Raw genomic sequence first — 22,376 nt, 5'->3', positions numbered from 1 at the left:
AAATAGAGGTGATCGAAAATGGATATGGAGTTATCTATCACAGAAATTATGATTCGTTTATTAATTGCCATGGTGATGGGTGGGGCAATCGGGATTGAACGGGAGTACCGCAATCGACCGGCCGGCATTCGAACCCACATTTTGGTTTGTATGGGGGCCACCATCATTGCCTTGATTCAAACGGAAATCGCCAGCAATTCTTTGCGCTATGCCATCGAAAATCCTTCTTTAGCCGGCGTCGTTCGCTCAGATGAAGCCCGCTTAATTGCGCAAGTTGTCAGTGGTGTCGGATTCCTAGGTGCTGGTACAATTCTGGTTACTAATCGTTCTATTACTGGTTTGACCACAGCAGCTTCTATTTGGGCCGGAGCCGGTCTAGGTTTAGCCATCGGAATGGGCTACTATGATATTGCGATTGCTAGTTTTGTCGGGGTGATGCTGGCGCTGACGGTGGTGAAGAAAATTATCAAGGTTCACGCGATCAAGAAACTAGAGATTCGCTTCATTCATCGCGAGGAAACCAAAGAGTTTATCATGAACTACTTTGAAGACAAAAAAATCGCAGTGGAAAATGTCGATTTCAATGTGGATTTCCGTAATGATTATCGCATCTACACCAATGTGTATACGATTGATTTACCAAAAGGCTTGTCCTACACCGATGTCATCGAGGATTTGTCTATGTACAAAAATATTACCAAACTGCGGCTGATTAATGTGTAACAAAAAAAGGCATTATGGAGGATAGTCAACATCTTCCATAATGTCTTTTTAAATGAATTACAAGCTGTTCTTATTCCAAACCAATCAAATAGTCATCATCATTCATGGCTTCAACTTGGCCTAACAAATAGCCGTTCCCAACTTGGGAGAAGAAATCATGGTTGCTGGTTCCAGTTGAGATCCCGTTCATCACGATCGGGTTCACATCATCAGCTGTGTCTGGGAATAATGGGTCCATCCCTAAGTTCATCAATGCTTTGTTGGCATTGTAACGCAGGAAGGTTTTCACTTCTTCGGTCCAGCCGATTTCATCGTACAATTCTTCGGTGTAACGTTCTTCGTTTTCGTACAATTCATACAATAAATCGTACATCCATTCCTTCAAACGTTCTTGTTCTTCTACCGGTTGTTCGTTGAAGCCTCGTTGGAATTTGTAGCCGATATAAGTTCCGTGAACCGATTCGTCGCGGATGATCAGTTTAATAATTTCCGCCACGTTGGCCAGCTTGTTGTTTCCTAAGTAATACAGTGGGGTATAGAACCCAGAATAAAATAGGAAGGTTTCTAAAAACACACTAGCGATTTTTTTCTCCAACGGCGTACCGTTTTTGTAGATTTCATTCACGCGTTCAGCTTTCTTTTGCAAATACACGTTGGTGTTGGTCCATTCAAAGATGTCATCGATTTCTGCCTTGGTATTCAAGGTACTAAAAATAGATGAATAGCTTTTGGCATGGACGGATTCCATAAATTGAATATTGTTCAAGACCGCTTCTTCATGAGGCGTACGAACATCCGCCCGCAGCTGCTCCATTCCGCTTTCTGATTGGACCGTATCCAAAAGAGTTAAGCCGCCGAAAACATAGCCTACCACTTTTTTTTCCAAATCAGATAATTTCCGCCAGTCATCCAAGTCATTGGATAAAGGAATTCGAGTATCTAACCAAAATTGCTCCGTCAGCTTCTCCCAGGTGGATTTATCAATCACGTCTTCAATTTCATTCCAGTTAATGGCTTTGTAATAAGTTTCTGCCATGTAGTTTCCTCCTTGATCTTGCTTTATACTGCTAAACATCACGAATCTAGTTGTAGATTCGTGATGTATGATTGTTGTTTGCGTAATGTTGTGCTGCTAGTTGTGGAACTGACTGGCAGCTACCTCGGAAATAAGGAATTGATTTTTCGAAAACCACGAAAAATCAGTTCGATTGTCGTACGCATACCATCCTGCTAGACATCATGAGCTGAGATTAGTTCAGGAACGAGTCTAGCTTTCACATTTCATAAACTGCGAAAAGCAGGACTGGCAGCTACCTCCATGTAAAGAATTGATTTTTCTTAGGAAAAATCAGTCTGATTGTCGTACGCATACCATCCTGCTAGACATGTTCATCAAGGGATGAATGGTATATTTATTATCAGTCTCTTTTACAATACTAAACTGTGAAAAGCAGGACTGGCATGGCACTAGATAACACAACTTTCACATTGGTTTGAACCGATCTCTTCGGCGTCTTCGGTGAAGGTCCGCACGTAGTAGATGGATTTGCAGCCTTTGTAGAAGGCGTAGTTACGCAAAATGTTCAAATCCCGGGTGGTTTGTTTGGTTTCGTTTTTCCATTCGTACAAGCCGCGTGGAATTTCAGAACGCATAAACAAGGTCAAGCTCATGCCTTGGTCAATGTGTTGTTGCGCCGTTGCATATACATCAATCACTTTACGCATATCCATGTCGTAAGCCGAAGTGTAGTAAGGCAAGGTTTCATTGTTCAAGTAAGGTGCTGGATAGTAAATCTTACCAATTTTCTTTTCTTGACGCTCTTCAATCAAGCGAGTGATCGGGTGCAAGCTGGCACTCGTATCGTTAATGTAAGAAATTGAGCCGTTTGGCGCTACAGCTAAACGGTTTTGGTGATACAAGCCGTCTTTTTGAATCGCTGCTTTTAATGCTTCCCAATCTTCTTTAGTTGGTACGAAAATGTCCTTGAAGATTTCTTTGACTTTATCGGTTTTTGGCAAGAATTCGCCAGAAACATATTTGTCGAAGTACGTACCATCGGCATATTTTGATTTTTCAAAGTTATGGAAAACTTGTTTGCGTTCTTTGGCAATTTGATTGCTTTCCATTAAAGTCCAGTAGTTCAACAAGGTAAAGTAAATGTTAGTGAAATCAATTGATTCTGTTGAACCGTAAATCATCTGGTTTTTAGCAAAGTACGTGTGCAAGCCCATCGCACCTAAACCGATCGTATGGTTCAAGCTGTTGCCGTTTTGAATTGAAGGAACGACATCGATATTTGATGCATCAGTAATATAAGTCAAACCGCGAACCATCGTACGAACAGATTGACCGAAGTCAGGGCTGTCCATCAAGTTCACAATGTTAGTAGAACCTAAGTTACAAGAAATATCCGTTCCTAATTCGTCATATTCTTGACGATCGTTAATCGCTGAAGGAGTTTGCACCTGTAAAATTTCGGAACACAGGTTACTCATCACGATTTTTCCGTCAATCGGGTTGGTTTTGTTAGCCGTATCGATGTTGATGATATAAGGATAACCAGATTCTTGTTGTAATTTAGACAATTCATTTTCCAAATCACGGGCGCGGATTTTTTTCTTGCCAATATTTGGATTAGCGACTAAGTTGTCGTATTCTTTAGTGATATCTACGTAAGAATAAGGCACGCCGTATTCCCGTTCGATGCCGTAAGGGCTGAACAAGTACATATCTTCATTTTTACGGGCCAATTCGTAAAACTTATCGGGCACCGTTACACCTAGCGACAAAGTTTTCACGCGGATTTTTTCGTCGGCGTTTTCTTTTTTCGCTGATAAGAAGACTTCAATATCTGGATGGAACACATCCAAGTAAACCACGCCGGCCCCTTGACGTTGGCCTAATTGATTAGAATAAGAGAAGCTGTCTTCGAATAATTTCATCACAGGAACCACACCGCTGGCTGCACCGTCATACCCTTTAATTGGCGCGCCGGCTTCCCGCAGGTTGGATAGGTTGATCCCCACACCGCCACCGATACGTGACAGCTGCAAGGCTGAATTAATCGAACGGCCGATACTGTTCATGTCATCGGTTACTTGAATCAAGAAACAAGACACCAATTCGCCGCGGCGTTTTCTGCCGGCATTCAAAAATGATGGGGTAGCTGGCTGATAACGTTGGTGAATCATTTCATCTGCCAAACGCATCGCCAATTCTTCGTCGCCGTTGGCAAAATACAACGCATTGTAGGCCACGCGATCTTCGTAGCTTTCCAAGTATTCAGTGCCTTCGTTGTTCTTCAAGGCATATTGGGAATAAAACTTGTAGGCTGCCATAAAGGATTTAAAGGTAAAGTTTTGTTCATCTAAATAAGTAAAAAGTCGTTCAATAAATGCTGGTGAATAATTTGCGATGAATTCTTCCTCTAAATAATCCTCTTTTAATAGGTAGGAAATTTTTTCTTCCACGGTCGCAAACTTGCGGGTATTGGGCTCCACGTTTTCCTTAAAGAAGGCATCTAGCGCATCCTTGTCTTTATTCAACGGGATTTGTCCATTAACGGGACGGTTGATTTCATTATTCAGTTTAAAGTAGCTTACGTCTCCTATATCTTTTAGGCTCATATCGTCACATCTTTCCTTAATCATAGTTTTGGACCAATTCTTCAAATGAAAAATCAGTCCATCAATTGTCTTGCATTTATTCTTTTAAAAGAATAAACTTTGCAATCCTTCGACTGCAAAGTTTACAGGTTAAGCTAAGGCTTTTAGTTGATCAGGTCTAAAACCGATGATCGCTGATTGGCCGCCGAAGACTACGGGAACACTTTGAAATCCTTGATCCTTCAAGAAATCCAACGCCGCTGGCTCGTTATCAATATTTACTTCTTCAAAGGGAATGCTATTGTCAGATAAATAACGTTTCGTCATTTTGCACTGCATACAATTATTTTTCGAATATACTTTAACCATAAAAAGGCCTCCTTTTTTCTACACTTCTTAGTATAAAAGATGTAGCGAAAAAGTCAATCATAAGATACTACATCTTGTGCCGTTGGAAAGTGCATACACTAGAATTAGTGTTTTTTGGAAAATCATGAAAACGCCTTGTTTCAGAGATTATAGTGACTTTAAGCAAAGAACAATGTTAGTCAATGTTTTTTAACCAGCCGAAAAAAGTTTGAATAACTATTTTTCGGTTTTCGAAAATATAAAATCCTCAATTTGTCAACTGAAATGCTCAAGATTTTATTGACTTCTCATGGGAATGATTGTATTCTAAATGAGAAAGATTATCATTATTAATGAAATCAAACGGAGGGCGCCATGACAACGTTAGCAGAGATCCCATTAAACAAAGTTGTACAAATTGAAACGATTCAGTTAGATGCTGAGTTAAAACGACGGATGCAAGATTTAGGAATGACTGTCGGAACCAAAGTGGCGGTAGTGAACCATTCCGGGGACAACAGCATTGTTTTGTTACATAATGCTCGGGTGGCTCTGGATCAGTCTTTATTAATGAAAATACTCGTGAATGAGGTAACAGAAGAGCAACGGGCTTGGGTATCCTTGGACCAGCTGACAGTAGGAGATACCGGACAGATTGTCAACGTCCATGGCACTGGAGCCGTGAAGCGCCGCTTAATGGATATGGGCTTAACTAAGGGCACCGAAGTCAAAGTGGTCAAACTGGCACCTTTAGGCGATCCGATGGAAATCCGAGTTCGCGGCTACGAATTAAGTTTGCGAAAAAATGAATCTGAAATGGTTGTTGTAGCTAGGGAGGCGAATTAGATGGCAGAATTGCATATTGCTTTAGCGGGAAATCCCAACAGTGGGAAAACCAGTACTTTTAACATCTTAACCGGCACCAATCAGTTTGTCGGAAACTGGCCGGGGGTTACCGTCGAGCGTAAAGAAGGAAAATACAAAAAGCAGCAGGAGATCATCATTGATGACCTGCCGGGTATTTATTCCTTATCTCCTTACTCACCAGAAGAAGTCGTGGCGCGGGATTACTTATTATCCGATATCCCGGATGCTATTTTGAATATTGTGGACGGCACCAACTTGGAGCGGAATCTGTATTTAACCACCCAGCTGATTGAAACCGGAATTCCGGTTGTAGTGGCGGTTAATATGATGGATTTGGTTAAAAAAGACGGCAAACAGATTAATCTGGAAAAATTGTCTTATGCCTTGGGGGTTCCAGTTATTGGAATCAGTGCACTAAAAAATTGGGGACTGGACAAAGCGGTTGAGCAAGCCATCGAAGCGGCTAAGAACCCGCAGGAAGAACTAACTTTTCCTCATTATGATAAACGGGTTGAAGCAGCCTTAAGTGAAATTGCCAACATCTTAGGCAATACCGTGTTGGAAAAATACAGCCGTTGGAACAGCGTGAAGCTGTTTGAACGTGATGTTCGGGCCCAGGACCAATTAGCCTTAAGCAGTATTCAACAAAAAGAGATCGAAGAAACCGTCAAAATTACCGAAAGAATTTTTGGTGATGATGCGGAAACCATTATTATTAACGAACGCTACGATTTCATTACTCACTTGAAAGCCTTGTGTATGGTAGACAATAACGAGTTCAAGCTTTCCTTGTCGGATAAAATCGACCGGATAGTAACCAACCGTTTCTTGGCCTTACCGATTTTTGCCTTTGTAATGTGGTTGATTTACTACATTTCTATTCAAACAATCGGCGTTATGGGAACTGACTGGGTCAACGATGTGCTGTTTGGTGAAGCCGTACCGAATTTTGTCGGCAATGCCTTGGCTTCCTGGAATGTCGCTGATTGGATGCAAAGCTTGATTTTAGACGGAATTATTGCCGGAGTGGGAGCTGTTTTAGGCTTCTTGCCGCAATTAATGGTCTTGTTCTTATGTTTGGCTTTGTTAGAGGATTGCGGTTATATGGCCCGCATCGCCTTTGTAATGGACCGGATTTTCCGTAAATTTGGTTTATCTGGCAAATCCTTTATCCCTATGTTGATTGCTACTGGTTGTGGTGTCCCTGGGGTCATGGCTAGTCGAACAATTGAAAACGAAAAAGATCGTCGCATGACAGCGATGTTAACGACCTTCATGCCTTGTTCAGCGAAACTGCCGATCATCGCTTTAATTGCGGGTGCCTTTTTCCCTAGCAGCAGCTGGGTAGCACCATCAGCTTACTTTATCGGTATCGGTGCGATTGTTTTATCGGGGATTGCGTTGAAGAAAACGAAACTATTCGCCGGCGATCCAGCACCATTTATTATGGAATTACCCTTGTACCATATGCCAAGGATCGGCAATACTTTGCGTTATACCTATGACCATAGTAAAGCCTTCGTGAAACGGGCAGGGACGATTATCTTTGTTTCAAGTATCATTATCTGGTTTATTTCCAGCTACAACTTCTCACTGCAATCAGTGGATGAGAATGATAGTATCTTAGCCTTCTTAGGTGGAATAATTGCTCCAATCTTCGCGCCATTAGGCTGGGGCGACTGGCGGGGCGCTGTGGCAGCCATTACTGGTTTAGTCGCGAAGGAAAATGTCATCGGCACCTTTGGGATTTTGTACCGTCACGCTGAGGTTGCTGAAGACGGTGTGGAAATTTGGGCGGCTTTACGAGCGGCTTATACACCAATTGCCGGCTATTCCTTCTTAGTCTTCAATCTGTTGTGCGCGCCATGTTTTGCGGCAATGGGTGCAATTCATCGGGAAATGGGCGATATGAAATGGACAGTTCGTGCGATTGCTTACCAATGCGGACTGGCTTATGTTGTCAGCTTCATTATCTATCAAATTGGTCATGTGATCTTTGAAGGTGGAAGTATCGGCTTTGGAATGGTTCTGGCTGTTGCTTTGTTGGCAGTCCTGGTATACTTCGTAGTAAGAAGACCAGCCAAACGTACGCCGATTGTAACGATTGAACACATCAAAGAGGTGAAAGAAGAATGGCAACCTTAGTCCTATCCGTATTGATTTTCGGCGGTGCCGGAGTCATCGTCTACCGCAGAATTAAAAACGGCAGCTCTTGTGAAGAGTGTGATTGCAGCTGTCCCGTGAAACATGAACAAGAAAAATAATGCTCTAAGCCGCAGCGAGAAAATTTCTCCTGCGGCTTTTAAATTTACTATATAATAGTAGAAAAAGGGGTTAACTATGCTGACTAAAACACAAGGTATCGATATCAAACTGGGAATCTTTTTTCTTTGGTTGGTGCTTATTTTCACTGTAGCAAATCGTTGGACGCCGTTTGCTAAGAATCTGTTGGTAGTAGTCGTTTTTCTGCTCTTTTCCTTTATCAACTTTCTGATGGAAGAAAATCGCGGCATTTTCAAAAAGCGCAGAAATAATCTGCTATTTGAGCTGCTGTTGGTTTTTCTGCTATTTTTAGTAACGCTCTATGTCCGCTAAAAGACCACGACTCTACGTGTTGAGTCATGGTCTTTTTCACTCGATCGGCAAATAAATCGTGACTTCATTTTCATCTGGTGAAGTCGTATTAGGATCAGTCACACACAACTCCATCGCCGGACCGACTATTTCCAGCTGCTGCTCTTCCACCCATTGACTTAACTGCATATAAACTTCTGTCAACCGTTCATAATTTCCTTTATAATGCAGCTTCGCGCAAGGTCGAGGCGCCAATTCATACGTTTTATAGTTGGCTTCGGCTACCGGGACAGCAAACTCCATGTCATAATGTTCGGGCGTATACTCTGGACTGTGATAAATAGACAAGGGCGGGCCAACTGGGATCATGCCTTCTTGGGCAATCATTTCGAAAACCTCCGTCAACAGCTCACTGAAATCTTGCACGTTCAATATGCGGCGGATGGAAAATACCGTCATTTGCGGGCTGTCTACTCGCTCAATTTTCTCCTGATGCTGCATGTATAAGCCGCCATCTGATAAAGTGGCTAAATCCTTATCAATCAGGGCTTGTAAGGAAGCATAGGTGACCATTTTTTCGCTGATTTCCGCTTGTTTTCGTTCCAAGGTAGATTTTAACAAAGCTGGATCAACTAGGATTTTTTTAATTTCTTCCAGAGAACACTCATAGCTTCTTAGTTTTTGAATTAGAAAAACCGTCGCCATTTGGTTGCTGCGGTAATAGCGATAGCCGTTATGAGGATCAATTTCCGCCGGCTTCAGCAGTTGGATTTCATCGTAATAACGCAAAGTCTTAGTAGTAATGTGAGCGATTTTTGAAAATTGGCTGATGGTTAACATGCGACTTCTCCGTTTCTTTCTTAGTTGCTTCTTATTATACAGCTTCCAGTTACAGGAAGGTCAAGAGGGATTTTTTTCTAGGAGATTATGAGCAAATGGTCTGATTCGCAGACTGTTCAGTGGTAAGATTAAGAAGAGACAGATGAATAAACCAATAATGGTGTCCGGCTTCACAAACTAGCTTTGTCGGCAATAAGCGAAAATTTTGAGAAACTTGAAGAGCACCAAGTAGGTACCAATCAACATCAGCTCCTACGATCGCTGTGTTTCTTGGCAGTTTATCAAAATTTTAGTCTTATTGCTGTGATACACAACGACTGCCTTAGCAGAGTTGATGTAGAACAGTACCTAATCGGTGCTCCAAAGCTGAGCGAGTTCGTGAAGCCTTTCTTATAAAAAATAAATGAAGGAGCGATTTGATGGATTTTGATGTATTATTTCTTGGCAGTGGGCAAGGTGCTTGGAACGGCGCCATTCCTATGGCAAAAGCAGGGTTGAAAGTTGGGGTAATTGAAGAAGGCTTATTTGGTGGTGTGTGTACCAACCGCGGTTGTAACGCGAAAATTACCTTGGACCGTCCAGTCGAGCTGCTGCGCCAAGTGGAGCAGTTGAAGGGGCGCGGTTTTGACAGCCTGCCTAGCTTGAATTGGCCGGACTTGATGGCCCATAAGCACGAGGTAATCGATTCCTTGGCTGAAAGTAATAAGCAAAAGCTGGAAAATGCCGGCGTTCAAACGATTATTGGTCGCGGAACCTTTGTGGACAGTCATACCATCGAAGTTGACGGTACAGCTTATAGCGCAGACAAAATTGTGATTGTTACCGGTCAACTACCTCATCGCTTAGACATTCCTGGCAGTGAGCTGTTCCATGACAGCACCGACTTTTTAGTGCTGGAGGAAATGCCGGAAAAAATCACCTTTATCGGCGGCGGCTATATTGCGATGGAATTTGCGACGGTTGCCAATGCGTTCGGCAGTGATGTTACGATGATTTTACGGGGAACGAAGGTTTTGAAAGATTTCCATCAGCCTTATGTAGAAGAAGTCGTGAAGGATTTAAAACGCCGCGGGGTAAAATTCCAATTCGATGTCGCATTGGAGTCGGCGGAGAAAACCGATCAAGGCATTGTTTTGCACGGTAAAGAAGGCTATCAACACACGACTGATTACGTGTTAGATGCTACCGGCCGCGTTCCGCAAACCGCAAACATGAACTTTGAAGGGATTGGCTTAGAATTTGATCCAATTAAGGGAATTCCGGTGAACGATCATTTGGAAACCAATCTAAAAGGTGTTTATGCAACGGGGGATATTTTAGATAAGAAGCAGCCAAAGATTACACCAGTGGCCGCTTATGAATCTCAATATTTGTCCCATTTATTTACGGGTGATACGGATGAGGGGATTGTTTATCCGCCAATTGCTTACAACGTCTTTACTTCACCGCGAATTGCATCAGCCGGTGTGACACCAGAAGAAACCCAAGCAAATCCAGACGAGTATACGGTAACAGCTGTCGACTATGCCGCCAAAGACTGGTTCCACCAAGTGGGGAATGATGACATCAATAAGATCACCTTTGTTTACGACAAAGAAGACTACATGGTTGGCGTAACCAATGTCGGCAATGATGCAGTGGAAACAGTGGACGGACTGCTGGATATAATGAACGCCAAAATGAAAGCACCAGACCAAGAGGAATTGATTTATATTTTCCCAAGTATCGCCCATTCTTATATGAAGTACATTTAAATCTAGCTTCTTTTGGCTGGGAATAAATAAAAAGCACCTGTTTTTTCTGAATCTTTCTTGATATAATGGGAAAAAGCACCGTAGGAGGTTGTTGATTGAAGAAAAAAAGCTGGATTACTTTTGCCGATATCGCCTTTTTTGTGGGCGCGCTAGCTGTCGTTTTATTAGCACGTCATTTCATTTTTACCCCGATTGAAGTTGTTGGGGCATCGATGAATCCCAATTTAGAAGATAGCGAACGCCTTTTTGGCTTAAAGGTAGGGGAGATTAACCGTCTAGATATTGTCTCATTCCATGCACCGGATGATAAAGACAGAGATTATATCAAACGGGTGATTGGTTTACCTGGTGAAGAGATTCTTTACGAAGAGGACCAATTGTACATTAACGGCGAAGAAATCGCTGAACCTTACTTGGATGAGTTTAAGGCTGAGATGCCTGATGGCCTTCAGTTGACGGATGATTTCAGATATACCGTGCCGGAGGGAACCTATTTTGTAATGGGGGACAATCGTCAAAACTCCAAGGACAGTCGCATGCTTGGACCGATTGATCAAGAGGAAATTTTTGCCAATGCTAAGTTGAAGTTTTGGCCGTTAAACAAAATTGGAACACTTGACTAATAATAAAAAATCAGCAGACCACGCGGCCTGCTGATTTTTTTAATGATTTAAACTGCTGCTTTGAACAAAGAATTGGGAATGCTCATAATGATAAACGGTTCGGGAAAAGTCAAAAGGGACTCCTGAAGACAAGTAAAATAATTCTTCAATAAACAGGCCAGGATCACCAGGTTTTAAATCTAGCAAAGGACTATTGTCTTCGTTCAGTTTGATCATATGCAAGTATTTGTCAGAAAAACCAATATTCAATTTCAATGCTTCATTCAAGTAGGTAAAAATTGACCCCATCACAATTTCCTCATTTAGATAAGTCACAATATCACTTTTGAAGAAAGATTCCTCGACACATAGGATTTGTTCATTAATGTAGCGAATCCGTTTCACATGATAAACCTCTTCGCCCTCTTGGCAATTCAAGTTCTCTTTAACTTCCAAATCTGGCAGGACTTTTTCCAAAGACAGAACCTTAGCAGTAATATCAAAATGATCCAGATTCGTGGTGAAGCCTTGATTTTCGATCATATTAATGTAGCCAAGACGATTCCGACGACGCACAAAGACCCCGCTGCCTTGAATTTGATAGATAGCCCCGCGTCCTTCTAAAATATTTAATGCTTTAACGATTGTACTTTTACTTACACCGTATTTACGAATCAGCTCATCAAACTTCGGCAGCTTAGTTCCTTGCTTCAAATCCTCTTCGACAATACTTCTTTCAATATCTGCCGCAATCTCCATATACTTCAGCATTCATTTATCTCCTCGTCTGTTTTCTCCTATTCATCATACCACAACAAAATATCATTTTACAGGTCTTGACAAATTGTGCATTCACAATTATAGTATGAGTGTACAATAAAAACGGAGGTTGTTAAAGATGAGTAAAGTAAGAGATTATTCGAAACTAGCCCAAGATATTCTGGATATCATCGGTGCAGACAAGATTGCAAACGTTACCCGATGTGCTACCAGATTACGTTTGGTGTTAACAGAAATTCCAGAGGACGCGAAGGAAAAAATTTCTCAACTGCCAGGTGTCATTTCAGTTGTGATCAACAATGGTCAATTCCAGATTGTCATCGGTACCCATGTTGGGGATGTGTACGATGCGTTTGTTCAATTAGTAGACATAGACACTGATTCTGGAGTAGAGGAACCAAAGGGAAGCATTCTAAATCGAATTATTGCTACCATGTCAGCGGTATTTGCACCATTCATTTATGTTTTAGCAGCAGCTGGTATTTTGCAAGGTGTACTTATTCTAATTAATTTAGCTTTTCCAGCTTTTGCAACATCTGATACGTATCGTGTGTTCAGCTTTATTTCCTGGGCGCCGTTCACCTTCTTGCCGATTTTCATTGCCATTACGGCATCGAAGCATTTTAAAGTAAATATGTATATCGCGGTCGCTTGTGCGATGGCATTGGTTTCACCAGACTGGGCAACCATGGCAGCTGAAATTGCTGGCGGCCAAAGCTTAGCCTTCATGGGGATTCCATTGTCTGAAACAACATATACGTCATCTGTCTTACCGCCACTTATCTTAGTTTGGCTATTGTCTTACTTGGAAAAAGGCATCGAAAAGATTTTACCTGCAGTGGTTAAACCATTGTTTACACCATTACTATGCATAGTGATTATGGTTCCTTTAACTATTTTAGTCTTAGGTCCAGCCTCATCTATGACTGCAACAGCAATTGCAAATGGCTACAACTTCTTAGTTTCGGTTGCTCCAGCATTAGCCGGCGCAGTTATCGGTGGTTTCTGGCAAGTAGTCGTAATCTTCGGGGTTCACTGGGGGATTACACCAATGGTTCTTGCCAACTATGAAATGTACGGTCGGGATTCATTCCAAGCCTTCCAAACGATTGCCGTAGTCGCACAAGTGGGTGCAGTGCTAGGCGTGTTCTTAAAGGCGAAAAGCAGAGAATTAAAAAATGTTTCTCTATCCGCTTTTATCACTGGGATCTTTGGGATTACTGAGCCAGCTATTTATGGGGTAACCTTGCGTTTCAAAAAACCATTTATCTTCGGCTGTATTTCAGGAGCAATCGGTGCGATCGTAGCCAGCTTCTTCCAGCCTTACTACTTTGCTTATGCGGGTTTACCAGGTTTATTGACAATTGTTAACGGGATTGACAGCAGTGTTCCGACTTCATTTATCGGAATTGCAATTGGTTGTGCCATTGCCATCGTTGGACCGGTTATCCTAACTCAAATCTTCGGCTTTGGCGAAACCATTGAAGAGGATGTAAAAATGAATCAAGAAATTGAAACAGATAGTACTGTTCCCAATGCATTAATTTCTCACTTGATTTGCGCACCACTAAAAGGGGAAGTCATCAGCTTGAAGGACGTACCAGATGAAGTATTTGCCAGCGGCGCAATGGGGAATGGTATTGCCATTAAACCAACGGACAACAAAGTCTACGCACCTTTTGACGGCGTAGTAACAAGCTTGTTTGCATCAAAACATGCGATTGGTTTAACTTCAAATGAAGGCATTGAAGTACTAATTCACGTAGGTTTAGATACCGTTAACCTAGAAGGTAAACCATTTACCTGTCAGGTCAATCAGGATCAGACCATCAAAAAAGGCGATGTGTTAATGGAAATCGACTTAGCCGCAATTGAAGAAGCCGGTTATTCAACCATTACCCCAATTATCATTACTAATACAAATACTTATGAATCAGTTGCCGAAGAACACCTAGGCAGCGTATCTTTTGGCGACGCCGTATTGAAAATAAACTAAACTAAACTTTGGAGGAACAACATGAATAAGAACTTTTTATGGGGCGGCGCATTAGCCGCTCACCAATTTGAAGGCGGCTGGGACGCAGACGGCAAAGGCCCAAGCGTAATCGATGTAATGACTGCCGGTGCTCACGGAGTACCACGCGAAATTACTGAAACGATTGAAGAAGGAAAATTTTATCCCAACCATGAAGCGATTGATTTTTATCATCGTTATAAAGACGACGTGAAAATGTTCGCGGAAATGGGCTTAAAATGCTTACGTACGTCCATTGCCTGGACCCGTATTTTTCCAAAGGGCGATGAAGAAACACCAAACGAAGCTGGTTTGCAATTTTACGATGATTTGTTTGATGAGTTATTAGCAAACGGCATTGAACCAATTATTACTTTGTCTCACTTTGAGCTGCCGTTACACTTGGCTCGCGAATACGGCGGCTTCCGCAACCGTAAAGTGATCGATTTCTTTGAAAAATTTGCCATTACTTGTTTTGACCGTTACAAAGACAAAGTAAAATACTGGATGACCTTCAACGAAATCAATAACCAAATGGACACTAACAACCCGATTTTCCTATGGACCAACTCTGGTGTGATTGTTGAAGAAGGCGAAAATGCTAAAGAAGTAATGTATCAAGTGGCTCACAACGAATTAGTCGCTAGTGCGAAAGCAGTCATTGCCGGCAAAAAAATCAATCCTGATTTTGAAATCGGCTGTATGATTTCTCATGTGCCAATTTATCCTTTTTCATGTAACCCAGCTGACATCATGGCAGCTGAAGAAGCGATGCACCAACGTTTCTTCTTTGCTGATGTGCATGTTCGCGGCTATTACCCAACCTACGCGTTAAAAGAATTCAAACGCGAAGGCTATCAAATCGATATTCGCGACGAAGACTTGGAAGTATTAAAAGCTGGTACCGTGGATTACATCGGCTTCAGCTACTATATGTCAACCGTTGTTAAAGCTGATGTCAGCAACAATAATTTGGATAACGTAGTCAACGGCGGTCTGCCAAACGGGGTGGAAAATCCGTATATCGAAAGCAGCGATTGGGGCTGGGCGATTGATCCTGAAGGTTTGCGCTACACCATGAATCGTTTGTACGATCGTTACCAATTACCGTTGTTCATCGTAGAAAACGGCTTTGGCGCCATCGATCAAGTGGAAGAGGATCATTCGATTCACGATCAAAACCGGATCGACTACTTAACCAAGCATATCGAAGCGTTGAAAAAAGCCGTGGATTACGACGGGGTTGAGCTGTTAGGCTACACACCTTGGGGCATCATCGACTTAGTATCCTTCACCACCGGCGAAATGAAAAAACGCTACGGCATGATCTACGTAGATCGTGACAACGAAGGCAACGGAACGATGGAACGCTACAAAAAAGATTCCTTCGACTGGTACAAACAAGTCATCGAATCAAACGGTGAAAAACTATAAACTAGTAACAGGATGGGACTTTCTAAGGAAGGTTCCATTTTTTTCGGTTAAAGCAGAAAGAGAATGCAGCTGCTGAGGATGAAGGTGATTAGACAAAAGGGAGTCATTACTAAACGTTCCTTTTTACTAGAGGTCAAAAAGGCATTTGAGAAAATCGCAAAAAACAGAAAGACAGTGGCTGCGAGCATAACAATTCTATCCAAACGCTCCAACTTAACTAAATGCAGAAACCCGCCATAATTCAGGTAACAGATTCCAATACCATTCCAAACAATAAAAAGCAGCCCGCTAATGATTCTCATGGAATAGGGGAGCACAACATGTTTGCCGCCGAGTACGTATTCACCCAATGGAAAACCTACGATTAATAATAAATGAAGCAGTCCATTAACGAAAAAGCCAATCGCTGCAACCAAACAAAAAAATTCTAACATAGCAGTTTTCTCCTTTGCTGATTTTTTTCAGTATATAATAGGTAGAAACCAAGTACAATTACGCACAAATAAGTAAGATACTAACCAGGAGGTAAGCCGATGGGCACAGAAAACAACCATCATTGCGCAGTAGAAGATTATGGATTTGAGAATCTCGAGAAAATCTTATCGGTCATTGACGGCAAATGGAAAATCCAAATCATTTACCATTTGGGCCAAAAGCATACGCTGCGTTATGGAGAATTAAAACGACTTCTACCAGAGATCAGCCACAAAGTCTTATCTGCTCAATTGAAGGATTTAGAAAAGAGTGGATTAATTCAACGCATCGAGTATCCAGAGATTCCCCCGCGAGTGGAATATTTGCTGACGGAGGCAGGGGCAGGACTTGTGCCAGTTTATCAAGCGATGAGTCAGTGGTGCGAAGAAAACAGCGACTTGCTGCAAAATCTATAGGCAAAAAAACCGGACTCAAATTTCGAGTCCGGCTTTCATTTACCTATGTTTAGTAATTTGGCATTTTTTCTTCGTAAGCGGTAATTGCCGCTTCATGTTCCAGCGTAATTGCGATATCATCCAAGCCGTTAACTAATTTATGTTTCCAAGTTGGATCAATCGGAAATTCGTAGCTGGCAGTTGGTGTAACAATCGTCTGATTAGGTAAATCAATTGTAATTTCCGCATCAGCTGGCAATTCGCTCAATTCTTTCCGCGCATCCTCGGGCATGCGAATTGGCAACAAGCCATTTTTCAAGGCGTTCATATAGAAAATGTCGCTGTAGCTGCCGGCAATTACCGCATGGAAGCCATAATCCTGCAAGGCCCAAGCCGCATGTTCACGAGATGATCCTGAACCGAAGTTTTCACCTGAAACTAAGATCGTTGCCGCTTTGCGTTCCGGCGCATTCAAGATAAAGTCAGGATTCAATGAACGATCATCCAAATAGCGCCATTCGTCAAACAAATGCTTGCCGAAGCCCTTTTTATCCACTTGCTTCAAGTAGTTTTTCGGAATAATTTGATCGGTATCAATATTATCCTGCATAAAAGGAACCGTAGTCCCTGTATAAACAGTAAATTTCTCCATTAGATTGCCTCCTTGCGAATATCAACAAAGTTCCCGTTCAAAGCAGCAAGTGCCGCCATTGCCGGACTGCATAGATGGGTCCGAGCGTCTTTACCTTGACGGCCTTTGAAATTCCGGTTAGACGTTGATGCACAGTGAACACCAGGCGGCACACGGTCAGGATTCATTCCTAGACACATAGAGCAGCCAGGCTCCCGCCATTCAAAGCCAGCTTCTTTGAAAATCTTGTCCAAGCCGATTTTTTCCGCCGCTTTACGTACCGGACGTGAACCAGGTACTACAATCGCAGTAACATTTTCGTCAACCTTCTTGCCTTCAACGATCCGAGCAGCTTCCTGCAAGTCAGAAAGGCGGCCATTGGTACAAGAGCCGATAAAGACATAACCAATTTCGATGTCTGATGGTTTTTGACCTGGCTTCAAATCCATATATTCATAGGCTTTTTTGTATTCTTCGGTTTTGGGCTCTGGGAAGGTACCGTCAACTGGCACACCCATTTCCGGGTTGGTTCCCCAAGTAACGAAAGGTACCAATTCATCCGCATCTAGCGTCAAAATCGTATCGTATTTCGCATCTTCGTCAGTGTACAATTCTTTCCAGTCATTAATTGCTGCTTCCATATCCTTCGGCGCATATTCGCGACCTTCAACGTAAGCAAAAGTTTTTTCATCAGGAGCAATCAAGCCGATTTTCGCGCCGCCTTCAATTGACATGTTGCAAATCGTCATGCGTTCTTCCATTGATAGCGAGCGAATCGTGTCGCCGTAAAATTCTGCCGCATAGCCAACGCCAAAGTCAGTGCCGTATTTGGCAATCAAAGCCAAAATAATATCTTTCGCGTAAACGCCCTTCGGCAAATCGCCGCTAACTTTCACGCCCATGTTTTTCGGTTTGTCTTGCCATAGTGATTGGGTAGCAAAAACATGCTCCACTTCACTGGTACCAATTCCGAAGGCCAAAGCCCCGAAAGCACCGTGAGTAGCGGTATGAGAATCCCCGCAGACAATCGTTTTGCCTGGCTGGGTCAAACCAGTCTCTGGTCCAACCATATGGACAATCCCTTGACGGTCGCTGCCGTTGTCGCAAAGGGTTACGCCAAATTCTTCGCAGTTGTCCCGCAAAGTATCAATTTGTTTTTTCGCAATTAAATCCGTGAAGTTGAAAATATCCACGGTTGGGGTGTTGTGGTCCATTGTCGCAAAGGTGCGTTCTGGACTGCGCAATTGGCGGCCAGCTTCCCGAATCCCAGCAAAAGCTTGAGGAGAAGTCACCTCATGAATCAGATGCAAATCAATATAAAGTAGTTGAGGAGCTCCTTCTTCGCCGTAAACCACGTGGCGGTTCCATAGTTTGTCAAATAGTGTTTGTGCCATAATTAGGCTCCCTTCATTTCTGTTAAAACAGCTTGTGTAAATTCGTTCGTTGAAGCCGTACCGCCTAAATCACCCGTGAAAATGCCTTTGTTTAAGACTGCATCACAAGCAGCTTCGATCGCTTGGGCCGCTTTTTCTTCCTGGAAGGACTGACGCAGCATCAAGGCTACTGATAAGATCATCGAGATCGGATTAGCAATGCCTTTGCCGGCGATGTCTGGTGCCGAGCCGTGAATCGGTTCGTACAGTGATGGTCCCTCAGAGCTGTGGCTGGCACTTGGCAGAACGCCTAGTGAACCAGGCAAGACCGACGCTTCATCGCTTAGGATGTCGCCAAACAGGTTCTCGGTGACAATCACGTCAAAGCTGCTAGGCGCTTGAATCAATTTCATAGCTGCCGAATCAACATATTGATGCTCCAGCGTGCAATCAGGATAATCCTTCGCCACTTCTTCAGCTACTGAACGCCATAATTTGCTAGTAGCTAAAACATTGGCTTTATCCACTGAAGTGAGTTTTTTACCACGAGTTTGGGCAATTTCAAAACCCTTACGTAAAATCCGTTCGATCTCAAATTTTTGATAACGATTGGTGTCATACGCTTCTTCTAAACCTAGCTCTCTTGGTTCGCCAAAGTAAATCCCGCTAGTCAATTCACGAACGATGACTAAATCCGTTCCATTAATAATTTCCGGTTTCAAAGGGGAGAGATGCAACAAGGCCTCCGATACAGTCACCGGACGAATATTTGCAAAAAGATTCAAGGCTTTACGTAATGCAAGCAAACCTCTTTCCGGTGTTTCTGGTCCTTTTTCCCATTTAGGTCCGCCAATGGCACCTAACAAAATCGCGTCGGCTTCTTCGCAGGCTTTCAAGGTGGTTTCCGGCAAAGGTTGACCAGTTAAATCAATCGCTGCTCCGCCAAAGGGTTGTTCCGCGATTTCAAAACTTTCTATCGTTAATGCTTCGGCAGCAGCTAATACCTTTAAGCCGCTAGCCATAATTTCTGGTCCGATGCCGTCGCCGGCTAATGCAACAATTTTCTTCGTCATTTGGTTACTCCTGTTCTTTCATTTGATTACTTGCTTGGATGTAAGCTTTCGCTGAAGCCTGTAATACGTCAAAATCAATTCCGATTCCCCGGAAGACTTGCTTGGTTTCTCGATCATTTAACGTAACTCGCACTTCGGCTTGGGCATCTTCACCGCCAGTAATGGCTTGAATTTCATACTCAGCTAGTTGCGGATCATGCTGGAACAGTTCATCGATGGCATTGTAAATCGCTTGAATACTCCCAGAACCAATCTTAGAAGCAACTTTAGTAGTACCTTCAGCATCAATAATCGAAACGATCGCTCCTTGATAACCGCCTGAGCTGTACTGCACCTGAACGTTTGCCAGTTTGCAGGTTTCGCTTTCTTCCCGCGACTGATCCGTCAGCAAAGCAATCAAATCTTGATCGGTGATTTGTTTCTTCTTGTCGGCCAAATCTTTAAAGCGAATGAAGGCTGCTTTGGTTTCTTCCTCCGACAATTGATAACCCAGCTCTTTCAGTTTTTCTACAAAAGCGTGGCGACCAGATAGTTTGCCCAACGGCAGTGAATTTTGGCTGACGCCCACCAGAGTAGGGGTGATGATTTCATAGGTTTCTGGATTTTTCAACACACCATCTTGGTGAATTCCTGATTCGTGAGCGTAAGCATTGTCACCGATAATCGCTTTATTCCTTGGTACCGGAATTCCTGACAATCTAGAAACTAGGTCACTAGTACGTTTGGTTTCATTCAACACAATGTTAGACTCGCAGCCGTAAAAGTCTTTACGAATATGCAGAGCCAAAGCCACTTCTTCCAAAGCGGTGTTACCAGCTCGTTCGCCGATTCCGTTAACCGCACCTTCCACCCGGTTGGCCCCATTTTCAATCGCAGCTAGCGCATTCGCTGTTGCCATACCCAAGTCGTCGTGACAATGAGAGGAGAAGGTGATTTCCTGATCGCTTTTAATGTTTTCGATCAAGTACTTGAAAATCCCACCGTATTCAGTTGGATTAGAATAACCAACCGTATCCGGTACATTGATGATGGTCGCCCCAGCATCAATCGCTGTTTGAACAGCTTCCAGCAAGAAGTCGCGGTCGGTACGAGAAGCATCCTCAGGTGAGAACTGAACTTTTTCAAAAAGCGTGCGGGCATAGCCGACATGTTCTTTAATAGAAGCAATGACTTCTTCTTTAGTCATTTTCAGCTTGTATTCCATATGCACATTACTAGTTGCCAGGAAGGTATGGATTTGCGGGTCCACGGCATTCTTCAACGCTTCATAAGCCCGGTCAATATCTTTTTTCTGACAACGTGCCAGACCAACGACGGTCATCCGTTTAGCACTTTCAGCAATTGCTTTAACTGCTTCAAAGTCCCCCTGTGATGCAATCGGGAAGCCGGCTTCGATCACGTCGATACCCCATTTTTCCAGCTGCATTGCAATTTGAATTTTTTCCTTTGTATTGAAATTAACGCCGGGTGTTTGTTCACCATCTCGCAGGGTGGTGTCAAAAAATTGAATCTTTCTCATTTTCATCCGCTCCTTTTGACAAAAAATAGGTATAAAAAAAGCATCCCATCTAAGAAGAACCTTTTTCTTCTCGATGCAATGCGAATAGGGACTCTCTTTTAATTTCTTAAAGAGTCCCTGTTATAATAATAAGTTGTTGAAGCTGCTAGTTGTATATGTCATGGTATTCACCTATCAATTGTCAGAATTTTTTGTTGATAAAAGCATATAAAATATTCCTTACAAAGTCAATAGATTTATGAAAAAAAGATTAAATTTCCATGATCGGTTCCATTTGCCCGACTGTTTTCGAAATATCTGCCGCGGTGTTTACAGGGATCAAATAAATGGCTTATACTCTAACTAGTGAACTCGTTTACAAACAAAGGAGAGTGGATGGAATGCTATTATTGTCGAAAAAAGATATTCAAGAAGTATTTACCATGAAAGACGCGATCGAAGCTGTGAAGGAAGCTTTTTCTCTTTTTTCTGCTGGAAAAAGTGAAGTGCCGCTGCGTACCCAAATCGCTAGTGAAGATCAAGACGGAACGTTTCTATTTATGCCGGCGTATGTACCTACTATGAAAGCCGCCGGGATCAAGGTGGTGAATATCTTTCCTAACAATCTAAGTAAAGGTTTGCCCTCAGCACCGGCCCAGGTCTTGCTAATTGATGGGGAAACCGGACTAGTTACTTCGGTTTTAGACGGCACCTTTGTTACTCAACTAAGAACTGGTGCTGCTTCTGGTACCGCCTTCGATATCTTAGCTAGAAAAGATGCCAAAAAAGGCGCTTTGATCGGAACCGGCGGACAAGCCGCTTGCCAGCTGGAGGCAATGATTTGCGCCCGAGACTTAGAGGAAGTCAAGGTTTTCGATAGGAATCCGGAACGAACCGCAGAATTTGTGAAACGAATGAATCAGGAGTTAAGCAGTTACGACACACAGATTGTTGCTGCGGAAAGTTCGGATGAAGCGATTGAGGATGCGGACGTAATCATTACCGTTACACCATCGAAAAAACCAGTTTTTGACGGAACCAAAGTCAAACAAGGGGCGACAGTCAGCTGTGTGGGAGCCTATCAGCATGACATGCAGGAAATGGATCCGGTGATTTTGACTCGGGCGGACAAAATTTATTTCGATTCTGAAGAAGCTGTGTTGTCAGAGTCTGGCGATATTTTGATTCCCTTAGAAGAAGGAACCATTACTAAAGAAGATTTTACTGGTGATATCGGTGAAGTTATTCTTGGCAAATTAGTTGGACGCGAAAATGATGACGAGATTATCGTTTTCGAAACCGTTGGGATTGGCACACAAGATTTAGTCACTGCTAAAGCCATTTTTGATAAAGCAGCTGAAAAGAGTGTCGGCACGGTCTGGGAATAAAC

The 22,376-nt window shown here is 42.8% G+C and carries 21 protein-coding genes; 11 read left to right on the top strand and 10 right to left on the bottom strand.

What is annotated here, in order from left to right:
* Window positions 1-18 precede the first annotated feature (18 nt).
* The gene (locus JZO70_RS02410) at window positions 19-723 is read left to right on the top strand and encodes an MgtC/SapB family protein (protein ID WP_207671944.1); all 705 of its coding nucleotides are present in this window, start codon (window positions 19-21) and stop codon (window positions 721-723) included.
* 70 nt (window positions 724-793) lie between these two features.
* Here the strand turns inward: JZO70_RS02410 and nrdF are convergent, their stop codons facing one another.
* From nrdF to nrdH, 3 genes are all read right to left on the bottom strand, one after another.
* On the bottom strand, window positions 794-1,759 hold the full coding sequence (gene nrdF / locus JZO70_RS02405; protein ID WP_207671943.1) for a class 1b ribonucleoside-diphosphate reductase subunit beta: 966 nt from the start codon (window positions 1,757-1,759) through the stop codon (window positions 794-796).
* Between the two features lie 431 nt (window positions 1,760-2,190).
* Window positions 2,191-4,350: a class 1b ribonucleoside-diphosphate reductase subunit alpha gene (gene nrdE / locus JZO70_RS02400; RefSeq protein ID WP_207671942.1), complete on the bottom strand. Its 2,160-nt coding sequence runs from the start codon at window positions 4,348-4,350 to the stop codon at window positions 2,191-2,193.
* A gap of 129 nt (window positions 4,351-4,479) precedes the next feature.
* The gene (gene nrdH, locus JZO70_RS02395) at window positions 4,480-4,698 is read right to left on the bottom strand and encodes a glutaredoxin-like protein NrdH (RefSeq protein ID WP_207671941.1); all 219 of its coding nucleotides are present in this window, start codon (window positions 4,696-4,698) and stop codon (window positions 4,480-4,482) included.
* Window positions 4,699-5,052: 354 nt separating this feature from the next.
* Between nrdH and JZO70_RS02390 the strand changes: the two genes are divergently transcribed.
* From JZO70_RS02390 to JZO70_RS02375, 4 genes are all read left to right on the top strand, one after another.
* On the top strand, window positions 5,053-5,523 hold the full coding sequence (locus JZO70_RS02390; RefSeq protein WP_207671940.1) for a FeoA family protein: 471 nt from the start codon (window positions 5,053-5,055) through the stop codon (window positions 5,521-5,523).
* Window positions 5,524-7,689, top strand: a complete 2,166-nt coding sequence (gene feoB, locus JZO70_RS02385) for a ferrous iron transport protein B (RefSeq protein WP_207671939.1) — start codon at window positions 5,524-5,526, stop codon at window positions 7,687-7,689.
* Window positions 7,677-7,808, top strand: coding sequence for a FeoB-associated Cys-rich membrane protein (locus tag JZO70_RS02380; RefSeq protein ID WP_207671938.1), 132 nt, complete (start codon window positions 7,677-7,679; stop codon window positions 7,806-7,808). Before feoB ends, JZO70_RS02380 begins: the two co-directional genes overlap by 13 nt.
* A gap of 76 nt (window positions 7,809-7,884) precedes the next feature.
* Window positions 7,885-8,139 carry a hypothetical protein gene (locus JZO70_RS02375; RefSeq protein WP_207671937.1) on the top strand — a complete coding sequence of 85 codons (255 nt, stop codon included), beginning with the start codon at window positions 7,885-7,887 and terminating at the stop codon, window positions 8,137-8,139.
* Window positions 8,140-8,175: 36 nt separating this feature from the next.
* On the opposite strand, the gene JZO70_RS02370 is transcribed toward JZO70_RS02375, so the two are convergent.
* Window positions 8,176-8,958: a MerR family transcriptional regulator gene (locus tag JZO70_RS02370; protein WP_207671936.1), complete on the bottom strand. Its 783-nt coding sequence runs from the start codon at window positions 8,956-8,958 to the stop codon at window positions 8,176-8,178.
* 419 nt (window positions 8,959-9,377) lie between these two features.
* On the opposite strand from JZO70_RS02370, the gene JZO70_RS02365 reads away from it, so the two are divergent.
* Both JZO70_RS02365 and lepB read left to right on the top strand, forming a co-directional pair.
* On the top strand, window positions 9,378-10,712 hold the full coding sequence (locus tag JZO70_RS02365; RefSeq protein WP_207671935.1) for a dihydrolipoyl dehydrogenase family protein: 1,335 nt from the start codon (window positions 9,378-9,380) through the stop codon (window positions 10,710-10,712).
* A gap of 95 nt (window positions 10,713-10,807) precedes the next feature.
* Window positions 10,808-11,335 carry a signal peptidase I gene (gene lepB / locus JZO70_RS02360; protein WP_207671934.1) on the top strand — a complete coding sequence of 176 codons (528 nt, stop codon included), beginning with the start codon at window positions 10,808-10,810 and terminating at the stop codon, window positions 11,333-11,335.
* Window positions 11,336-11,374: 39 nt separating this feature from the next.
* Here lepB and JZO70_RS02355 read toward each other — a convergent pair whose 3' ends face one another.
* Window positions 11,375-12,085, bottom strand: coding sequence for a GntR family transcriptional regulator (locus JZO70_RS02355; RefSeq protein ID WP_207671933.1), 711 nt, complete (start codon window positions 12,083-12,085; stop codon window positions 11,375-11,377).
* 127 nt (window positions 12,086-12,212) lie between these two features.
* Between JZO70_RS02355 and JZO70_RS02350 the strand changes: the two genes are divergently transcribed.
* Both JZO70_RS02350 and JZO70_RS02345 read left to right on the top strand, forming a co-directional pair.
* Window positions 12,213-14,090, top strand: coding sequence for a beta-glucoside-specific PTS transporter subunit IIABC (locus JZO70_RS02350; protein ID WP_207671932.1), 1,878 nt, complete (start codon window positions 12,213-12,215; stop codon window positions 14,088-14,090).
* 21 nt (window positions 14,091-14,111) lie between these two features.
* Complete coding sequence (locus tag JZO70_RS02345) at window positions 14,112-15,542, top strand: 6-phospho-beta-glucosidase (protein ID WP_207671931.1); 1,431 nt, start codon at window positions 14,112-14,114, stop codon at window positions 15,540-15,542.
* 47 nt (window positions 15,543-15,589) lie between these two features.
* On the opposite strand, the gene JZO70_RS02340 is transcribed toward JZO70_RS02345, so the two are convergent.
* Complete coding sequence (locus JZO70_RS02340; RefSeq protein ID WP_207671930.1) at window positions 15,590-15,976, bottom strand: hypothetical protein; 387 nt, start codon at window positions 15,974-15,976, stop codon at window positions 15,590-15,592.
* Window positions 15,977-16,075: 99 nt separating this feature from the next.
* On the opposite strand from JZO70_RS02340, the gene JZO70_RS02335 reads away from it, so the two are divergent.
* On the top strand, window positions 16,076-16,432 hold the full coding sequence (locus tag JZO70_RS02335; RefSeq protein WP_207671929.1) for a winged helix-turn-helix transcriptional regulator: 357 nt from the start codon (window positions 16,076-16,078) through the stop codon (window positions 16,430-16,432).
* 49 nt (window positions 16,433-16,481) lie between these two features.
* Here JZO70_RS02335 and leuD read toward each other — a convergent pair whose 3' ends face one another.
* From leuD to JZO70_RS02315, 4 genes are read right to left on the bottom strand one after another with little or no spacing between them, the layout of a single operon-like run.
* Entirely contained in the window at window positions 16,482-17,063 is a 582-nt protein-coding gene (leuD, locus tag JZO70_RS02330; RefSeq protein ID WP_207671928.1) for a 3-isopropylmalate dehydratase small subunit, read from the bottom strand.
* Window positions 17,063-18,436, bottom strand: coding sequence for a 3-isopropylmalate dehydratase large subunit (leuC, locus tag JZO70_RS02325; protein WP_207671927.1), 1,374 nt, complete (start codon window positions 18,434-18,436; stop codon window positions 17,063-17,065). The genes leuD and leuC overlap by 1 nt, the downstream gene beginning before the upstream one ends.
* A 2-nt stretch (window positions 18,437-18,438) precedes the next feature.
* The gene (gene leuB, locus JZO70_RS02320) at window positions 18,439-19,488 is read right to left on the bottom strand and encodes a 3-isopropylmalate dehydrogenase (protein ID WP_207671926.1); all 1,050 of its coding nucleotides are present in this window, start codon (window positions 19,486-19,488) and stop codon (window positions 18,439-18,441) included.
* A 4-nt stretch (window positions 19,489-19,492) separates the two neighbouring features.
* Window positions 19,493-21,007 carry a 2-isopropylmalate synthase gene (locus tag JZO70_RS02315; protein WP_207671925.1) on the bottom strand — a complete coding sequence of 505 codons (1,515 nt, stop codon included), beginning with the start codon at window positions 21,005-21,007 and terminating at the stop codon, window positions 19,493-19,495.
* A gap of 380 nt (window positions 21,008-21,387) precedes the next feature.
* Between JZO70_RS02315 and JZO70_RS02310 the strand changes: the two genes are divergently transcribed.
* The gene (locus JZO70_RS02310) at window positions 21,388-22,374 is read left to right on the top strand and encodes an ornithine cyclodeaminase family protein (protein WP_207671924.1); all 987 of its coding nucleotides are present in this window, start codon (window positions 21,388-21,390) and stop codon (window positions 22,372-22,374) included.
* Window positions 22,375-22,376: the final 2 nt, after the last annotated feature.

This window comes from Candidatus Enterococcus moelleringii (assembly GCF_017377575.1).
In the GTDB taxonomy this organism is placed as follows: domain Bacteria; phylum Bacillota; class Bacilli; order Lactobacillales; family Enterococcaceae; genus Enterococcus_A; species Enterococcus_A moelleringii.
Note: the sequence above shows the minus strand (reverse complement) of the source record. Positions and strands in the feature narration are given on the sequence as shown.

Bases quoted from the DNA above. Each gene is read 5' to 3' on its own strand.
- leuD (WP_207671928.1), bottom strand. From the start codon at position 17,063: ATGGAGAAATTTACTGTTTATACAGGGACTACGGTTCCTTTTATGCAG.
- JZO70_RS02345 (WP_207671931.1), top strand. From the start codon at position 14,112: ATGAATAAGAACTTTTTATGGGGCGGCGCATTAGCCGCTCACCAATTT.
- leuB (WP_207671926.1), bottom strand. From the start codon at position 19,488: ATGACGAAGAAAATTGTTGCATTAGCCGGCGACGGCATCGGACCAGAA.
- JZO70_RS02310 (WP_207671924.1), top strand. From the start codon at position 21,388: ATGCTATTATTGTCGAAAAAAGATATTCAAGAAGTATTTACCATGAAA.
- JZO70_RS02340 (WP_207671930.1), bottom strand. From the start codon at position 15,976: ATGTTAGAATTTTTTTGTTTGGTTGCAGCGATTGGCTTTTTCGTTAAT.
- JZO70_RS02370 (WP_207671936.1), bottom strand. From the start codon at position 8,958: ATGTTAACCATCAGCCAATTTTCAAAAATCGCTCACATTACTACTAAG.
- JZO70_RS02365 (WP_207671935.1), top strand. From the start codon at position 9,378: ATGGATTTTGATGTATTATTTCTTGGCAGTGGGCAAGGTGCTTGGAAC.
- JZO70_RS02380 (WP_207671938.1), top strand. From the start codon at position 7,677: ATGGCAACCTTAGTCCTATCCGTATTGATTTTCGGCGGTGCCGGAGTC.
- JZO70_RS02375 (WP_207671937.1), top strand. From the start codon at position 7,885: ATGCTGACTAAAACACAAGGTATCGATATCAAACTGGGAATCTTTTTT.
- JZO70_RS02350 (WP_207671932.1), top strand. From the start codon at position 12,213: ATGAGTAAAGTAAGAGATTATTCGAAACTAGCCCAAGATATTCTGGAT.
- nrdF (WP_207671943.1), bottom strand. From the start codon at position 1,759: ATGGCAGAAACTTATTACAAAGCCATTAACTGGAATGAAATTGAAGAC.
- JZO70_RS02355 (WP_207671933.1), bottom strand. From the start codon at position 12,085: ATGCTGAAGTATATGGAGATTGCGGCAGATATTGAAAGAAGTATTGTC.
- leuC (WP_207671927.1), bottom strand. From the start codon at position 18,436: ATGGCACAAACACTATTTGACAAACTATGGAACCGCCACGTGGTTTAC.
- JZO70_RS02410 (WP_207671944.1), top strand. From the start codon at position 19: ATGGATATGGAGTTATCTATCACAGAAATTATGATTCGTTTATTAATT.
- JZO70_RS02335 (WP_207671929.1), top strand. From the start codon at position 16,076: ATGGGCACAGAAAACAACCATCATTGCGCAGTAGAAGATTATGGATTT.
- JZO70_RS02390 (WP_207671940.1), top strand. From the start codon at position 5,053: ATGACAACGTTAGCAGAGATCCCATTAAACAAAGTTGTACAAATTGAA.
- nrdE (WP_207671942.1), bottom strand. From the start codon at position 4,350: ATGAGCCTAAAAGATATAGGAGACGTAAGCTACTTTAAACTGAATAAT.
- nrdH (WP_207671941.1), bottom strand. From the start codon at position 4,698: ATGGTTAAAGTATATTCGAAAAATAATTGTATGCAGTGCAAAATGACG.
- feoB (WP_207671939.1), top strand. From the start codon at position 5,524: ATGGCAGAATTGCATATTGCTTTAGCGGGAAATCCCAACAGTGGGAAA.
- JZO70_RS02315 (WP_207671925.1), bottom strand. From the start codon at position 21,007: ATGAGAAAGATTCAATTTTTTGACACCACCCTGCGAGATGGTGAACAA.